We start from the raw sequence: 15675 nt of genomic DNA on the forward strand, positions 1-15675 counted from the left end.
TAAAATGCAAATTTAGAATATTAATAGGTTTATATCACTATGATTTAGGTCAAACCATTCTCCAACTGCACGACTTGTTAAAATTCCGTGATAAAAATACAATCCATTTTTAAGACCTTTATCAAATCTAATAGCATGTTCTAAACCACCATTATCTGCAATTTCTAGTAAATAAGGCGTAAAAATATTACTAATAGATGCCGAAGCGGTTCTAGAGTAGCGTGCTGGAATGTTTGGTACACAGTAGTGTATTACGCCATTTTTTATATAAGTTGGATTATTATGTGTTGTAATTTCGCTAGTTTCAAAACAGCCACCCATGTCAATGCTAACATCTATTATTACAGCGCCTTTTTTCATGCTTTCTACCATGGTTTCAGACACAATAATTGGTGCTCTGTCTTTTCCTCTTACAGCTCCAATGACTACGTCACAGCGTTTTAGGGCTTTGCTTAAATATTTAGGCTGAATTGTGGATGTGTACAGTGTGCGTCCAAGATTGGCTTGTAAACAACGTAATTTGGTGATAGAATTGTCAAAAACCTTAACATTAGCACCAAGTCCAACTGCGCTTCTGGCAGCAAACTCGCCAACAGTTCCTGCACCAAGTATAACTACTTCAACAGGCGGAACACCACTAATATTTCCAAACATTAATCCGTTACCATTACTAGAATTACTTAGTAACTCGGCTGCTATTAATACCGAAGCAGTTCCTGCAATTTCGCTTAATGCTCTAACTGCAGGATAAGCACCATCAGCATCACGAATAAACTCAAAAGCTAAAGCAGTGATTCGTTTTGCAGCTAGTTTTTCAAAATATTTTTTTGTTTGTGTCTTAATTTGTAAAGCCGAAATTAAGGTGGTTTGAGGATTAATTAATTCTAATTCCTCTAAAGTAGGTGGTTCTACTTTTAAAATCATTGGGCAAGAATACACTTTTGCAGTATCTTTTGTGACTTCAGCTCCAGCTTCGCTATAATCTTTATCGCTAAAATTAGAGCCATTACCAGCTTCAGACTCAATTAAAACACGATGACCATTACTAACAATTGCTGATACAGCGTCAGGAGTAAGGCAAACACGTTTTTCTTGAAAAGCGGTTTCTTTAGGAATACCTATAAATAAACTGCTTTTGTGTTTAAAAATCTCTAAAGTTTCCTCTTGAGGTAATAATTCTGCTTTTGAAAATGGAGACAGTGGTTTAGACATTATTAATGTGGTTTTTAAAACTGAAACAAATTACAAATTATTGTAATTAAAGCATTAAAAATAAAGTCTTATTTTTTCCCATAAAGTTTTAGGCTTTTTAAAAAGCTCTTCTTCTTGTTCTTCCAAGGTTTTATCAGCTTTTGTAGTGTTAACTAGATTCTGAATAAAACTGTTAATAATATAATAGGTCTTAAACATATATAAAGTAGGGTAGTAAGGGGTTGTTGTATGGGTAATATTAAAAGTATTGTTTAACTTTTCCCCAAAACGTTTTTGGTTTAAATGTTAATTCGTCCTCTAGATCTTGTATGGTTTTGTCAACGGTATTTAGTCTATTAAATATTCTTGCTCTAACTAAATAGATTGATGGGATAATTATTGCCATAAATGGTAACATATGGATTAAATTAAATTCATCGAAATAATATGTGTTATTTAATGCAAAATGTATTAATTGATAACTATACATCATAATTGGTACTAATAATGCATGATACCACCAGTGTCGACAGGTAAAGAACCAAATAAATAGCAGTAGTAATGGAATTAACTTACCTGTTATTGTCCAAACAACAATTTGAACATTTTCGTAAACTACACTATTAAATTTGTAAAAAAAAGTGTCCCAAACCTGTTGGTCTGGAACACTTTCATAAATGTAAAACAGATAAGGAGTTAAAGCAATAAATGTTGCTATAATCGAACCTGAAATTATTATTTTTCTATTAACCTGCTGGTGGGATTTTGATTTTTCTTCCGTCGATTTCTGTTGTTTGTTGTCCATTTAAATCAATAAGATTTGTTGCTTGTGCAGTGAATAATACACCACCAAAAATAGCTAATGCTATTACGTACTTTTTAGTTTTCATTTTGTTAGGGATTTAATTAATTATACCTCTAAAGTATATAAAATCTCTAATCGAAAATTGACTAAATGTTAAAATTATGTTAAAAACAAGCTTTTTTTAATTTCTTGTTGTGGTTTAAACCACACTTGGTCAAAAATACACTATTTATTGAAAGAAAAAAGAGAATTTTTTAATCATTATTGGTCAGCGTAAGCTCTCGAGTAGAATTTTCTGACAATTTAATATTAATCGTCGTAAACTGGTCTTGTAATAAGGGTTTTAAAAGATTTGGCCATTCTACAAATACATAATCATTAGAATATATATAAGTTTCTATACCAAAATTGTATAATTCTTCTTCGTCATCGACACGGTACAGGTCAAAATGAAAGATATTGTCATTTATGCCTTTATACTCGTTAACTAATGAAAAGGTCGGACTGCTAACTAGGTCCTCACTACCTAATAAGCCTACAAGTGTTTTTATTAATGTTGTTTTGCCAACACCCATGTCACCTTCAAACAGTATGATTTTAGAGGTTGCTGCTTCTAAAACTTGTTTTGCTACTGTTTCTACTTGTTCTATATTATATTGTATAGTCACTTTAATCTTTTTTTTTGTGCAAAAATAAATTATTTAGGGCTTAATACTACAAATGGGATTATCATTTCTTCTAAAGAGACACCACCATGTTGGTAAGTGTTTCTGTAATAACTTACATAATGATTATAGTTATTTGGGTAAGCAAAAAACAAATCGTTTTTAGCAAATATAAACGAGCTGTTCATATTAATAGATGGTAAGTGTATTGTTTTTGGGTCTTTAGCAGCTAATACATCTTTGTTTTCGTAGCTTAGACTTCTACCTGTTTTATAACGTAGGTTTAAACTGGTGTCTCTGTCTCCAATAACTTTAGATGGGTTTTTAACATTAATGGTTCCGTGATCTGTGGTAATTATAAGTTTAAAACCCATGTGTTGGGCTTGCTGAATCATTTCTAATAAAGGAGAGTTTTTAAACCAACTTTGTGTTAAACTTCTATAGGCTTTGTCGTTAGAGGCTAATTCTTTAACAACATCCATTTCGGTTTTAGAGTGCGAAAGCATGTCTACAAAGTTATATACTACAACAGTCAAATCGTTTTCTTTTAACCCTTTAAAATTGTCTGCTAGTTTTTTACCAGATGCTAGATTAGTAATCTTATAATATTCATGTTTAAGGTGTGTTAGGCCTAAACGTTTCATTTGCGCATTTAAAAAGTCGGCTTCATGTAGGTTTTTACCACCTTCATCTGTATCGTTTTTCCAATATTCTGGATGTAGTTTTTCCATGTCACTTGGCATTAAACCAGAAAAAATGGCATTTCTTGCGTATTGTGTAGCGCTAGGTAAGATGCTGTAAAAAGCTTCCTCTTTTTGTTTTTTGTAATGATTGTTTACAAAAGGTTCAAACGCTTTCCATTGGTCATAACGTAAATTATCTACTACAATTAATAAAGTTGATTGCTCTTTACTTAATTCTGGAGCAATTTTTTCTCTAAATAAGGTGTGTGATAATACAGGAGCATCAGTATTAGGCTCAAACCATGAAGGGTAATTTTTATCAATAAATTTTCCAAATTGTGTGTTAGCTTCGTTTTTTTGTGATTCTAAAATTTCAAACATACTAGGGTCTTCAATGTCTTCTAACTGAATTTCCCAATAAATTAGTTTTTTGTAAAGGTCTACCCATTCTTCATAACTATTTACCATGGACATGTCCATCGCAATTTTTCTAAATTCTTGCTGATAATTGGAAGTCGTCTTTTCTGACACTAATCTAGAATGGTCTAAGTTTTTCTTTAAACTAAGTAGTATTTGATTTGGGTTTACAGGTTTTATCAGGTAGTCAGCAATTTTATTTCCAATAGCTTCTTCCATAATATATTCTTCCTCACTTTTAGTGATCATTACTACAGGAAGTGTGTCTTGTTTTTCTTTAATTTCATTTAAAGTTTCTAAACCACTTAAACCAGGCATGTTTTCGTCTAAAAAAACAATATCAAATTTTTTCTCATCTAAAATTTCTAAAGCTTCTGTTCCGCTGTTACAAGTAGTCACTTTATAGTTTTTTTGTTCTAAAAAGATGATATGAGGCTTTAATAAATCTATTTCGTCGTCAACCCAAAGAATATTTATATTGTTCATGTATATTTGTGTATATTAATTAAATAAAGGATTAAGCTTGAAAGCAAGTAACAAACTTAAAATACTAAACGATCCAATTTACGGATTTATTACTATACCAAATTCTATAATATTTGATTTAATTGAGCATAAATACTTCCAACGACTACGACGTATCTCTCAAATGGGTTTGTCCTATTTAGTATATCCAGGTGCACACCATACACGTTTTCATCATGCTATTGGTTGCATGCATTTAATGCAAAAAGCAGTGCAAGTGCTTCGTTTTAAAGGTGTTGAAATTTCTGAAAAAGAAGAAAAAGCGCTTTACATCGCTATTTTATTACACGATATAGGTCATGGACCATTTAGTCATGCTATGGAGCATAGTATTGTAAGTGGTGTTTCTCATGAAGAAATTTCGTTGTTATTTATGGAAGCTTTAAATATAGAATTTAACGACGATTTAACACTTGCTATTCAGATTTTTAAAGGAGACTATCACAGGACCTTTATGTTGCAGTTAATCTCCAGTCAAATTGATATGGATCGTGCAGATTACTTAAAGCGTGATAGTTTTTATACAGGTGTATCCGAGGGTAATATTAATAGTGAGCGTTTAATAACAATGCTTAATGTTAAAGATGATCAATTAGTTATTGAAGATAAAGGCATATATAGTGTAGAAAAATTTTTAGTTGCTAGACGCCTAATGTATTGGCAAGTTTATTTACATAAAACAAGCTTAGTCGCAGAGCAGCTATTAATACGAGTACTAAAACGTGCTAAAGAATTGGTGGCAAAAGGCGTATATCTAGAAGCAAGTAAACCTTTATCCTTTTTTTTACAAAATGAAATTACTATCGATAAATTTGATACAGATTGTCTAGAAACGTTTGCTAAATTGGATGATTACGATATTGTTGCAGCAATGAAAAATTGGCAATATCATGATGACTTTGTTTTAAAAAATCTTTGCGAAATGATTATAAATAGGCATCTTTTAAAAGTAAAAATAAAGAAAAAACCTATAGCAAAGGATGTTTTAATAGCGCATAAAGCTAATTTGCAAAAAAAGTACAATATATCTGATGCAGATGCAGACTATTTTGTGTTTACAGGACAGATTAGTAATCAAGCATATTCAAGAAAAAAACAAAATATAAATATCTTACATAAAAATGGTAAAGTTGAGGATATAGTTAAGGCTTCAGACCAACTTAGCTTAAAAGCGTTGTCAAAACCTGTCACTAAATATTATATATGTTATCCAAAAGACCAACTTTAGCACATTTTTTCTATTTTTGTTGACAATGAAATTTACCGCAGAACAAATAGCTGGGATTTTAGATGGTGTCGTAGTAGGCAATCCTCAAGCAGAGGTATCTAAATTATCCAAAATTGAAGAAGGTGTACAAGGCGCTTTGACCTTTTTGGCAAACCCAAAATACACACCTTATATATACACTACAAAAGCAACAATAGCTATTGTAGGAAAAGACTTTATACCTGAACAAAGCATTAGTTGCACCTTAATTAAGGTGGATGATGCCTATAAGTCATTTTCAAAATTATTAGAATATTACAATCAAGTAAAGCTAAATAAGTTTGGGATTGAACAACCAACATCCATATCCAAGACAGCCAAGGTTGGAAAGGATATTTACATTGGCGCATTTACAGTAGTAGGTGACAACGTAAAAATTGGAGATAATGTTAAGATTTTTCCTAATTGTTATATAGGAGATAATGTTATTATTAAAGATAATACAGTGTTGTTTTCGGGAGCTAAAATTTATTCAGACTGTGTTATTGGTAATAATTGTGTCATTAATTCTGGTGCTATAATTGGAGCAGACGGATTTGGATTTGCACCTGACGAAAATGGCGAGTATAGTAAAGTACCTCAAATTGGTAATGTTATACTTGAAGATTTTGTAGATGTTGGTGCAGCAACAACCATTGACAGGGCAACCTTAGGGTCCACAATAATTAGACGTGGTGTAAAGCTAGATAACCAAATTCAAATAGCACACAACGTAGAGATTGGAAAAAACACGGTAATAGCTGCTCAAACAGGTATTGCAGGTTCTACCAAAATTGGCGAAAATTGTCAAATTGGTGGACAAGTAGGTATAGTAGGTCACATTGTAATAGGTAACAACGTCAAAATACAAGCACAATCAGGTATAGGTCGTAATGTTAAAGATAATGAGGTGCTTCAAGGCTCACCAGCTTTATCGTATGGTGATTACAATAAATCGTACGTCTATTTTAAAAACTTGCCTAAATTGGTAAAAACAATAAATGAATTAGAAAAAAAAGGAAATGGGAATAATTAGTACTGACATAAAGCAAAAAACAATACTTAAGGAAGTATCTCTAAAAGGTGTTGGCTTACATACAGGAAAAGAGGTGACATTAACCTTTAAACCTGCACCAGTAAATGCGGGATTTGCTTTTAAAAGAATAGATTTAGAAGGCAATCCAGTAATAGAAGCAGATGCAAATTACGTGACTAACACACAACGTGGTACTTGTTTAGAGAAAAACGGTGTTACCATTCAAACATGCGAACATGTATTAGCAGCTTTAGTAGGATTAGATATAGATAATGCTATCTTAGAATTAGATAACTCAGAACCTCCAATAATGGATGGATCTTCTAAGTTTTTTGTAGAAGCATTAGAAAAAGCAGGTATTGAGGAGCAAGACGCTTTTAGAGAAGTGTATGAGGTTAGTGATGTGATTTCGTATACCGACGAAGAGTCTGGTAGCGAAATTTTAGTCATGCCAGCTAAAGACTATCAAATTACGACTATGGTTGATTTTGGTACTAAAGTTTTAGGTACACAAAATGCTACATTAAATAATATGTCCGATTTTAAAAAGGACATATCAGACTCTAGAACCTTTAGTTTTTTGCATGAATTAGAATCTTTATTAGAACATGGACTTATTAAAGGAGGTGATTTAAATAATGCAATTGTATATGTGGATAAAGAGTTATCTGCTTCTACAATGGAAAAATTAAAATCAGCATTTAATAAAGATGCGATTGCTGTTAAGCCCAACGGGATTTTAGATAACTTGACATTACATTACCCTAATGAAGCAGCAAGGCACAAACTATTAGATGTTATTGGTGATTTAGCTTTAATCGGAACACGTATTAGAGGTAAAGTCATAGCTAATAAACCAGGTCATTTTGTTAACACTCAGTTTGCAAAAAAAATGTCCAAGTTAATTAAAAACGAAAGACGTAATAATGTACCAAATATTGATTTAAACCAAACTCCGGTTATGGATGTTAATCAAATAATGGACATGTTACCACATAGACAACCTTTTTTATTATTAGATAAAGTTTTCGAATTATCAGACAATCATGTTATTGGTCTTAAAAACGTGACCATGAATGAAGAGTTTTTTAAAGGACACTTTCCAGGTGCACCAGTAATGCCAGGTGTATTAATAGTAGAAGCAATGGCGCAAACAGGAGGGATTTTAGTCTTAAGCACTGTTCCAGATCCTGAAAATTATTTAACTTTTTTCATGAAAATGGATAATGTTAAATTCAAACAAAAAGTAGTACCAGGTGACACATTAATATTCAAATGTTCATTAATAACACCAATTAGACGTGGTATTTGCCATATGCAAGGTTATGCTTATACAAACGGTAAATTATGTGCCGAAGCAGAATTAATGGCGCAAATAACAAAAGTAAAATAATACTAAAAAAATGAACCAACCCCTAGCATACGTTCATCCAGGAGCGAAAATCGCAAAAAATGTGGTTATTGAGCCATTTACTACTATCAGCAATAATGTGATTATTGGAGAGGGTACATGGATTGGTAGTAACGTTACAATTATGGAAGGTGCACGAATCGGTAAAAATTGTAATATTTTCCCAGGCTCTGTAATTTCTGCGGTACCACAAGACTTAAAATACAATGATGAAGATACACTTACAATTATAGGAGACAATGTAACTATAAGAGAGTGTGTTACTATAAATAGAGGTACAACAGACAGAATGAAAACTGTTGTTGGAGATAACTGTTTAATAATGGCATATTGCCATATTGCTCATGATTGTATAGTAGGTAATAACTGTATCTTTTCTAATAACTCGACTTTAGCTGGACATATAAATATAGGTGACTATGTTGTTCTAGCTGGTATGACAGCTGTCCACCAATTCTGTTCAGTAGGTAGTCATGCTTTTGTAACAGGAGGATCCTTAGTGCGTAAAGATGTACCACCTTTTGTAAAAGCAGGTAGAGAGCCACTGTCTTACGTAGGAATCAATTCTGTTGGTTTAAGAAGAAGAGGATATACCACTGAAAAAATTAGAGAAATTCAAGATATATTCAGAATTTTATATCAGAAAAATTATAACAACTCGCAAGCAGCTGCTATTATAGAAGCAGAAATGGAGGCGACTACAGAACGAGATGAAATTCTTCAGTTTATTAAGAATTCTCATCGTGGAATTATGAAAGGATATTTCAAATCAAATTAAAAATTAAAAATTAAAAAATAAAAATGGCAACGACTTCAGATATTAGAAACGGACTTTGTATTAGATATAACAATGATATTTATAAAATCATTGAGTTTTTACACGTAAAACCAGGAAAAGGACCAGCTTTTGTTAGAACAAAAATGAAAAGTGTAACTAATGGTAAAGTATTAGATAATACGTTTTCTGCAGGTCATAAATTAGATGATGTAAGGGTAGAAACACATAAATTTCAATACTTATATAATGATGGTGAGTTTTATCATTTTATGAATGAAGCAGATTACTCTCAAATTAGATTATTAGAATCTGCTTTAGATACACCTGATTTAATGAAAGAAGGAGAAGTGGTAACTATTCAAATTAACTCAGAAGACAATATGCCTCTTTCTGTAGATATGCCAGCAACTGTAATTTTAGAAGTAACAGCAACTGAGCCTGGAGTTAAAGGTAATACAGCTACTAACGCAACAAAACCTGCAACTGTTGAAACTGGTGCAACTGTAAACGTTCCTTTATTTATTAATGAAGGAGATAAAATTAAAGTTGAAACAGAAAAAGGGACTTATAAAGAACGTGTAAAGGAATAGTTGGAGATAAATGAAATTTCCTAATCCATATACATTACAAGACATTGCAAAAATTATAGACTGTACGTTTGTAGGAGATGCTGATTTTGAGGTGCTAGGCATGAACGAAATTCATGTGGTTACACCTGGAGATATTGTGTTTGTAGATCATCCAAAGTATTATGATAAAGCTTTAAATAGTGCAGCTACCATTGTTTTAATAAATAAAAACGTTGACTGTCCAAAAGGGAAAGCATTGCTAATTAGTGATGACCCTTTTAGAGATTTTAATAAACTTACAACTTTTTTTAAACCATTTACTAGCGCTAATGTAGCGATATCATCTTCGGCAAAAATTGGTGAAAACACAGTAATTCAACCCAACTGTTTTATAGGTCATAATGTTACTATAGGAGACAATTGTATAATCCATTCTAACGTTAGTATATATGATGATACGGTTATTGGAAACAATGTTACCATACATGCTGGAAGTATTTTAGGAGCTAGTGCTTTTTATTATAAAAATAGACCAGAAGGATTTGATCAATTAAAATCTGGAGGTAGAGTAGTAATACATGATAATGTAGATATTGGTGCATTATGTACTATTGATAAAGGGGTTACAGGTGATACGACCATTGGAGAAGGCTCTAAATTAGATAATCAAATCCAAGTAGGACACGATACTGTAATTGGTAAAAAGTGCTTAATAGCCTCTCAAACAGGTATTGCAGGATGTTGTATTATCGAAGACGAAGTAACACTTTGGGGACAAGTAGGAACAACTAGCGGAATTACCATAGGTAAAAAAGCTAATGTTTTAGGTCAAACTGGTGTTACAAAATCCATCGAAGGTGGAAAGTCCTATTTTGGAACTCCTATTGAAGAGTCAAGAGTAAAATTAAAAGAGTTGGCTTATATTAAGCAAATTCCAGAAATAATTAAACAATTAAAAAACAAATAGATGTCAGCCAGAGCAATTGTAAAAGCCTTTTATAGTTTAGATTTAGCAAAAGCAGAAAATGCGATTGAAATGTTTGATAAAAACTGTCAATTACATTGGAATAGTAGTCAAGGTTATACAGCTTTAGATTATAATGGTATTGACCAAAAGCTTAAGGAGGTTAGACAGTCGTTTGTTTCATTTACATATAAGCTAAGCCATTTATTAAAAGAAAACGATACAATTACAGCTAGATATACAGCTTATGCAGCTACGATTGAAAGACCTGATAAAGTAGAGCCAATTGCTCATTTTATTTCTATATGGGAAGTTAAGGATGGACTTTTATATAAAGGATACGAAATAAGTCAATTATTTGATGAAAATCCGTCTAGTTTATCATCATATTCGTAAAATAAAATTTAAAATACTTTTAGTAATCGCAATCAAAAACTTACTTTTGCATAGCAAATAACAATTCAACATAAAATTTCTTAATCAATACAAAACATGAGCGTTTTAGTAAACAAAGATTCAAAAATAATAGTTCAAGGATTTACAGGTAGTGAAGGTACTTTTCACGCTGGTCAAATGATTGAATACGGAACAAACGTAGTAGGTGGTGTAACACCAGGTAAAGGTGGTCAAACACACTTAGATAGACCAGTTTTTAACACAGTGCAAGAAGCAGTAGACAAAGCAGGAGCAGACACTACTATTATTTTTGTACCACCAGCATTTGCAGCAGACGCAATTATGGAAGCTGCTAACGCAGGAATTAAAGTAATTATTTGTATTACAGAAGGTATTCCTGTTGCAGACATGATTAAAGCATCTAATTACATTAAAGATAAAGACTGTAGATTAATTGGACCTAACTGTCCAGGTGTTATTACTCCAGGTGAAGCTAAAGTTGGTATTATGCCAGGTTTTGTTTTCAAAAAAGGAAAAGTTGGTATCGTATCTAAATCTGGTACTTTAACTTATGAAGCTGCTGACCAAGTTGTAAAACAAGGATTAGGTATTACTACTGCAATTGGTATTGGAGGAGACCCAATTATTGGAACAACTACAAAAGAAGCTGTTGAGTTATTAATTAACGATCCAGAAACTGAATGTGTTGTAATGATTGGAGAAATTGGAGGTCAATTAGAAGCAGATGCTGCTAATTGGTATAAAGCTTCAGGTAGCAAAAAACCTATCGTTGGTTTCATAGCAGGAGAAACTGCACCAGCAGGACGTACAATGGGTCACGCAGGAGCAATTGTAGGTGGATCTGATGATACAGCTCAAGCTAAAAAAGCAATTATGAGAGAGTGTGGTATTCACGTAGTAGATTCTCCAGCAGAGATTGGTAAAAAAGTAGCCGAAGTTATGGCTTAAATTACTTAACACTAATGTGTTAAAATAATCCAAATATATAAACGTTTAAAGTTCGTTAGCTTAATTTAGCTAACGAACTTTTTTTATTAACATAATCAACCAAAAAATGAAACATTTAAAACTAATTTTAGCTTTAGCTGTTATTACTTTTGTTGCTAGCTGCAAAAAAAGTAATTCGGATACGACAGTAGCTAAAACTGAAACGCAAAAAGATGCCAATGGATTTAGTTATCAAAGCGTAGTAAACGACCCAACTGGCTTACGCTTATATACTTTAGATAATGGTCTTAAAGTGTATTTAAGCAAAAACACCGATGAGCCTAAAATTCAAACTTACATTGCTGTAAGAGCTGGTTCTAATTATGACCCAAAAGAGTCTACTGGATTAGCACATTATTTAGAGCACATGGTGTTTAAAGGTACCGATGAGATTGGTACAATTAATTGGGAAACTGAAAAAAAATATTTAGATACCATATCTAATTTATACGAAAAACATAGAGCTGAAAAAAATCCAGATAGCAAACTAGCTATTTATAAAGAGATTGATAGAGTATCACTTGCAGCTTCAAATTATTCAGTTGCTAATGAGTATGATAAAATGTCAAGCTCTTTAGGTGCAACTGGTACTAACGCTTATACTTGGTTTGAGCAAACAGTATACACAAACAAAATTCCTGCTAACGAATTAGATAAATTTTTAGCTCTAGAAAGTGAGCGTTTTGGACAAGTAGTCTTACGTTTATTTCATACAGAATTAGAAGCTGTTTTTGAAGAGTTTAATAGAGGTCAAGATAGTGATGGTCGTAAACGCTATGCAGCAATGCTTGAAGGTTTGTTTCCTAACCATCCTTATGGTCAGCAAACTACAATTGGTACTGCAGAGCATTTAAAAAACCCATCAATGATAGATATACATAATTATTTTGACAAGTATTATGTACCTAATAATATGGCAGTGGTATTAGTTGGTGATTTAGATTTTGAAGAAACCATCCAAAAAGTAAATAATACGTTTGGTAAATTTGAAAGAAAAGAAGTAGAACATCCAGTTTTGCCTAAAGAAGAACCTTTAACTACTGTAGTAGAAAACGAAGTGTTTGGACCAACTGCAGAAAGTATTTCTATAGCATACAGAACAGGTGGCGTTAATACCGAAGAAGAAAAATTTGTAACCTTAGCAGATATGATTTTAGCTAATGGTAATGCTGGTTTAATGGATTTAAACTTAAATCAGAAGCAATTAGTACAGTACGCAGGATCATCAACAACATTTTTAAATGATTATGGCTATCATTCGTTAAGTGGTTCACCAAAAGAAGGTCAATCGTTAGAAGAGTTAAAGGTGTTAATGTTAGACCAAATTAACAAACTTAAAAAAGGAGAATTTGAAGATTGGATGATTGATGCAGTTGTCAATGACCTTAAAAAATCTCAATTAAAACAATTTGAAAGTAGTACAGCTGTAGCAGATGCTTATGTTGACGCGTTTATTCATAACGAAAAATGGGAAGATAAAGTCCGTTTTTTAGACGACTTAAAAAAGATTACCAAACAACAATTAGTGGATTTTGCAAATTCATTTTATAAAGACAATTACGTTGTAACCTACAAACGTAAGGGTAATGACGACAAAATTGTAAAAGTTCAAAACCCTGGAATCACACCTGTTAATCTTAACAGAGGTGCTAATTCTCAATATATACAAGACTTTAATAAAATGGAGTCAGAAGCTTTAAAACCTGTTTATGTAGATTATGCATCAGCTATTAAAACAACAAAAACCGATAGCGGAATTAAAGTATCTTATATTGAAAATGAATCTAATGACTTATTTGATTTAAATATCATTTTTGATATGGGAAGCGATAATGATAAAAAATTAGATTTAGCGGTTGGATATTTAGAGTATTTAGGTACAGATAAATATTCAAATGAAGACTTGAAAAAAGAGTTTTATAAATTAGGTATAGATTATTACGTTAATACAGGAAATGAGCAAACCTTTATTGGTTTAAATGGTTTAAAAGAAAACTTGCCTAAAGGTCTTGAGCTTTTAGAAGAGTTATTGGATAATGCTGTACCAAACCAAGAAGCGTATAGTAAATATGTACAGTCTATTGCTAAAGGAAGACAAAATAACAAGACAAATAAAGGTAGTATTTTAAGAAGTGGTTTAATGAATTATGCTAAATATGGTGAAAATTCTAGCTTACGAAACATCATTCCTGTAACAGAATTAAATAGTATCAATCCTCAAGAATTAGTAGATCTTACCAAAGATTTAAAAAACTACAAACAACGTATGTTTTATTACGGTAAAGATGTGGATAATGCAGTTTCAGCTATAAATACATCTCATAAAGTAAGTCAAAACCTTAAAGATTATCCAGAAGCAGTTGCTTTTGAAGAAAAAGAAACAGGCGGAAATGTTTATTTTGTTGATTTCGATATGGTACAGTCAGAAATGATGTTTTTAGCAAAAGGAGAGCCTTTTAAAGCAGAAAACATGGCTGCATCTACATTATTTAATACTTATTTTGGAGGTGGTTTATCTTCAATAGTTTTTCAGGAAATTAGAGAATCTAAATCATTAGCATATTCTGCATGGTCTAATTATAGTACTGCTAGAGAAAAAGACGATTCTAATTATGTTATGGCTTACATCGGGACACAAGCTAACAAAATGCCTGAAGCAGTAGACGCAATGATGGGATTAATGAATGATATGCCAGAGTCTGAAGCTCAATTTAATGCAGCTAAAGAGTCTACTTTAAAGCAAATAGCAGCACAACGTATTAACAAGTCTAATGTGTTTTGGAGTTATGAAAGACTTCAAAAATTAGGAATATCGGAAGATAACAGAGAAGCTATGTATAACGCTATTAAAGATATGACTTTAGCGGATTTACGCGAGTTTTTTAATAAAAACATTAAAGGAGAAGATTATAACGTTATGGTCATTGGAAACAAAAAAGATGTTGATTTAAAAGCTTTAAATAAACTAGGTAAAGTTCAAGAAATGGATATTGATTATCTTTTTAATTACGAAAAACAAGAAGACGTTAAATTGTAATATAACAACATAAATTGACCAATTTAAGTCTATATATTAAAACCTCATAATTGTATAAATTATGAGGTTTTTTTACACATAACAATTTGTAATTACTATATTTGAATTAGTAAACTAACAATAGATTTTCGATTAAATCGAAAACCAAAAAATAAATCATAAATGAAACTTTTAGAAGGGAAAACAGCAATTATTACAGGTGCTTCCAGAGGTATTGGTAAAGGTATTGCTCAAGTATTTGCTCAGCAAGGTGCAAATGTAGCATTTACTTACAGTTCATCTGTTGAAGCTGCAAACGAGTTAGAAAAAGAATTAATTGCTTTTGGTGTAAAAGCAAAAGGATATAAAAGTAACGCAGCAAGTTTTGATGAAGCACAGCAACTAGCAGAAGATGTTTTAACAGAATTTGGAAGCATTGACGTGTTAATAAACAACGCAGGTATTACAAAAGACAACTTGTTAATGAGAATGGGTGAGCAAGATTTTGATCAAGTGATTGAAGTTAATCTTAAGTCTGTTTTTAATATGACTAAAGCAGTACAACGTACTATGTTAAAGCAGCGCAAAGGGTCTATAATTAATATGAGTAGTGTTGTAGGTGTTAAAGGTAATGCAGGTCAAACTAATTATGCAGCTTCTAAAGCTGGTATTATTGGTTTTTCTAAGTCTGTAGCTTTAGAGTTAGGCTCTAGAAATATTAGAAGTAACGTGATTGCTCCAGGTTTTATCGAAACAGAAATGACTGCAAAATTAGACGAAGAAACCGTTAAAGGATGGCGTAGTGCAATACCATTAAAACGAGGAGGTACTCCAGAGGATATCGCAAATGTATGTGTCTTTTTAGCATCAGACATGTCTGCCTATGTTACAGGTCAAACTATTAATGTAGATGGAGGAATGTTAACTTAATACACAAGTTAACTATTAACTGTCTTGCAAACAAT

General features: G+C 32.0%; 15 protein-coding genes. 10 read left to right on the top strand and 5 right to left on the bottom strand.

The genetic code is table 11. The features are described from left to right. Positions 1–12: 12 nt before the first annotated feature. The 5 genes from M890_RS0102855 to porX all read right to left on the bottom strand — a co-directional run bounded on the left by M890_RS0102855 (position 13) and on the right by porX (position 4247). The gene (locus M890_RS0102855) at positions 13–1212 is read right to left on the bottom strand and encodes an alanine dehydrogenase (RefSeq protein ID WP_028282077.1); all 1200 of its coding nucleotides are present in this window, start codon (positions 1210–1212) and stop codon (positions 13–15) included. Between the two features lie 238 nt (positions 1213–1450). Further along, the gene (locus M890_RS0102865) at positions 1451–1996 is read right to left on the bottom strand and encodes a hypothetical protein (RefSeq protein ID WP_028282078.1); all 546 of its coding nucleotides are present in this window, start codon (positions 1994–1996) and stop codon (positions 1451–1453) included. Beyond that, positions 1938–2081, bottom strand: coding sequence for a hypothetical protein (locus M890_RS16820; RefSeq protein ID WP_186439182.1), 144 nt, complete (start codon positions 2079–2081; stop codon positions 1938–1940). The genes M890_RS0102865 and M890_RS16820 overlap by 59 nt, the downstream gene beginning before the upstream one ends. Positions 2082–2250: 169 nt before the next feature. Beyond that, the gene (tsaE, locus tag M890_RS0102875) at positions 2251–2664 is read right to left on the bottom strand and encodes a tRNA (adenosine(37)-N6)-threonylcarbamoyltransferase complex ATPase subunit type 1 TsaE (RefSeq protein ID WP_028282079.1); all 414 of its coding nucleotides are present in this window, start codon (positions 2662–2664) and stop codon (positions 2251–2253) included. Positions 2665–2693: 29 nt separating this feature from the next. Further along, positions 2694–4247, bottom strand: a complete 1554-nt coding sequence (gene porX, locus M890_RS0102880; protein ID WP_028282080.1) for a T9SS response regulator signal transducer PorX — start codon at positions 4245–4247, stop codon at positions 2694–2696. Positions 4248–4284: 37 nt separating this feature from the next. Between porX and M890_RS0102885 the strand changes: the two genes are divergently transcribed. The 10 genes from M890_RS0102885 to fabG all read left to right on the top strand — a co-directional run bounded on the left by M890_RS0102885 (position 4285) and on the right by fabG (position 15640). Further along, positions 4285–5514 (top strand): HD domain-containing protein, encoded by a 1230-nt coding sequence (locus M890_RS0102885; RefSeq protein WP_028282081.1) that lies wholly within the window; start codon positions 4285–4287, stop codon positions 5512–5514. A gap of 25 nt (positions 5515–5539) precedes the next feature. Beyond that, positions 5540–6568 carry a UDP-3-O-(3-hydroxymyristoyl)glucosamine N-acyltransferase gene (lpxD, locus tag M890_RS0102890; protein ID WP_028282082.1) on the top strand — a complete coding sequence of 343 codons (1029 nt, stop codon included), beginning with the start codon at positions 5540–5542 and terminating at the stop codon, positions 6566–6568. Beyond that, positions 6555–7961, top strand: coding sequence for a bifunctional UDP-3-O-[3-hydroxymyristoyl] N-acetylglucosamine deacetylase/3-hydroxyacyl-ACP dehydratase (locus M890_RS0102895; RefSeq protein ID WP_028282083.1), 1407 nt, complete (start codon positions 6555–6557; stop codon positions 7959–7961). The genes lpxD and M890_RS0102895 overlap by 14 nt, the downstream gene beginning before the upstream one ends. Positions 7962–7971: 10 nt before the next feature. Further along, positions 7972–8757 (top strand): acyl-ACP--UDP-N-acetylglucosamine O-acyltransferase, encoded by a 786-nt coding sequence (lpxA, locus tag M890_RS0102900; protein WP_028282084.1) that lies wholly within the window; start codon positions 7972–7974, stop codon positions 8755–8757. A 23-nt stretch (positions 8758–8780) separates the two neighbouring features. Then, positions 8781–9347, top strand: a complete 567-nt coding sequence (gene efp / locus M890_RS0102905) for an elongation factor P (RefSeq protein WP_028282085.1) — start codon at positions 8781–8783, stop codon at positions 9345–9347. Positions 9348–9357: 10 nt separating this feature from the next. Further along, a complete protein-coding gene (locus M890_RS0102910; protein WP_028282086.1) occupies positions 9358–10293 on the top strand; it encodes a UDP-3-O-(3-hydroxymyristoyl)glucosamine N-acyltransferase in 936 nt (311 codons plus the stop codon). Next, positions 10294–10686, top strand: a complete 393-nt coding sequence (locus tag M890_RS0102915; protein ID WP_028282087.1) for a hypothetical protein — start codon at positions 10294–10296, stop codon at positions 10684–10686. A 96-nt stretch (positions 10687–10782) separates the two neighbouring features. Next, positions 10783–11655 (top strand): succinate--CoA ligase subunit alpha, encoded by an 873-nt coding sequence (gene sucD, locus M890_RS0102920; RefSeq protein ID WP_028282088.1) that lies wholly within the window; start codon positions 10783–10785, stop codon positions 11653–11655. Between the two features lie 106 nt (positions 11656–11761). Next, the gene (locus M890_RS0102925; protein ID WP_028282089.1) at positions 11762–14731 is read left to right on the top strand and encodes a M16 family metallopeptidase; all 2970 of its coding nucleotides are present in this window, start codon (positions 11762–11764) and stop codon (positions 14729–14731) included. 162 nt (positions 14732–14893) lie between these two features. Further along, positions 14894–15640: a 3-oxoacyl-[acyl-carrier-protein] reductase gene (gene fabG, locus M890_RS0102930; RefSeq protein ID WP_028282090.1), complete on the top strand. Its 747-nt coding sequence runs from the start codon at positions 14894–14896 to the stop codon at positions 15638–15640. The last annotated feature ends 35 nt before the right edge of the window (positions 15641–15675 follow it).

Origin of the sequence: Olleya marilimosa CAM030, from assembly GCF_000518485.1 — a bacterium.
In the GTDB taxonomy this organism is placed as follows: Bacteria; Bacteroidota; Bacteroidia; order Flavobacteriales; family Flavobacteriaceae; genus Olleya; species Olleya marilimosa.

Bases quoted from the DNA above. Each gene is read 5' to 3' on its own strand.
- M890_RS0102855 (WP_028282077.1), bottom strand. From the start codon at position 1,212: ATGTCTAAACCACTGTCTCCATTTTCAAAAGCAGAATTATTACCTCAA.
- M890_RS0102865 (WP_028282078.1), bottom strand. From the start codon at position 1,996: ATGGACAACAAACAACAGAAATCGACGGAAGAAAAATCAAAATCCCAC.
- M890_RS16820 (WP_186439182.1), bottom strand. From the start codon at position 2,081: ATGAAAACTAAAAAGTACGTAATAGCATTAGCTATTTTTGGTGGTGTA.
- porX (WP_028282080.1), bottom strand. From the start codon at position 4,247: ATGAACAATATAAATATTCTTTGGGTTGACGACGAAATAGATTTATTA.
- lpxD (WP_028282082.1), top strand. From the start codon at position 5,540: ATGAAATTTACCGCAGAACAAATAGCTGGGATTTTAGATGGTGTCGTA.
- M890_RS0102895 (WP_028282083.1), top strand. From the start codon at position 6,555: ATGGGAATAATTAGTACTGACATAAAGCAAAAAACAATACTTAAGGAA.
- lpxA (WP_028282084.1), top strand. From the start codon at position 7,972: ATGAACCAACCCCTAGCATACGTTCATCCAGGAGCGAAAATCGCAAAA.
- efp (WP_028282085.1), top strand. From the start codon at position 8,781: ATGGCAACGACTTCAGATATTAGAAACGGACTTTGTATTAGATATAAC.
- M890_RS0102910 (WP_028282086.1), top strand. From the start codon at position 9,358: ATGAAATTTCCTAATCCATATACATTACAAGACATTGCAAAAATTATA.
- M890_RS0102915 (WP_028282087.1), top strand. From the start codon at position 10,294: ATGTCAGCCAGAGCAATTGTAAAAGCCTTTTATAGTTTAGATTTAGCA.
- sucD (WP_028282088.1), top strand. From the start codon at position 10,783: ATGAGCGTTTTAGTAAACAAAGATTCAAAAATAATAGTTCAAGGATTT.
- M890_RS0102925 (WP_028282089.1), top strand. From the start codon at position 11,762: ATGAAACATTTAAAACTAATTTTAGCTTTAGCTGTTATTACTTTTGTT.
- fabG (WP_028282090.1), top strand. From the start codon at position 14,894: ATGAAACTTTTAGAAGGGAAAACAGCAATTATTACAGGTGCTTCCAGA.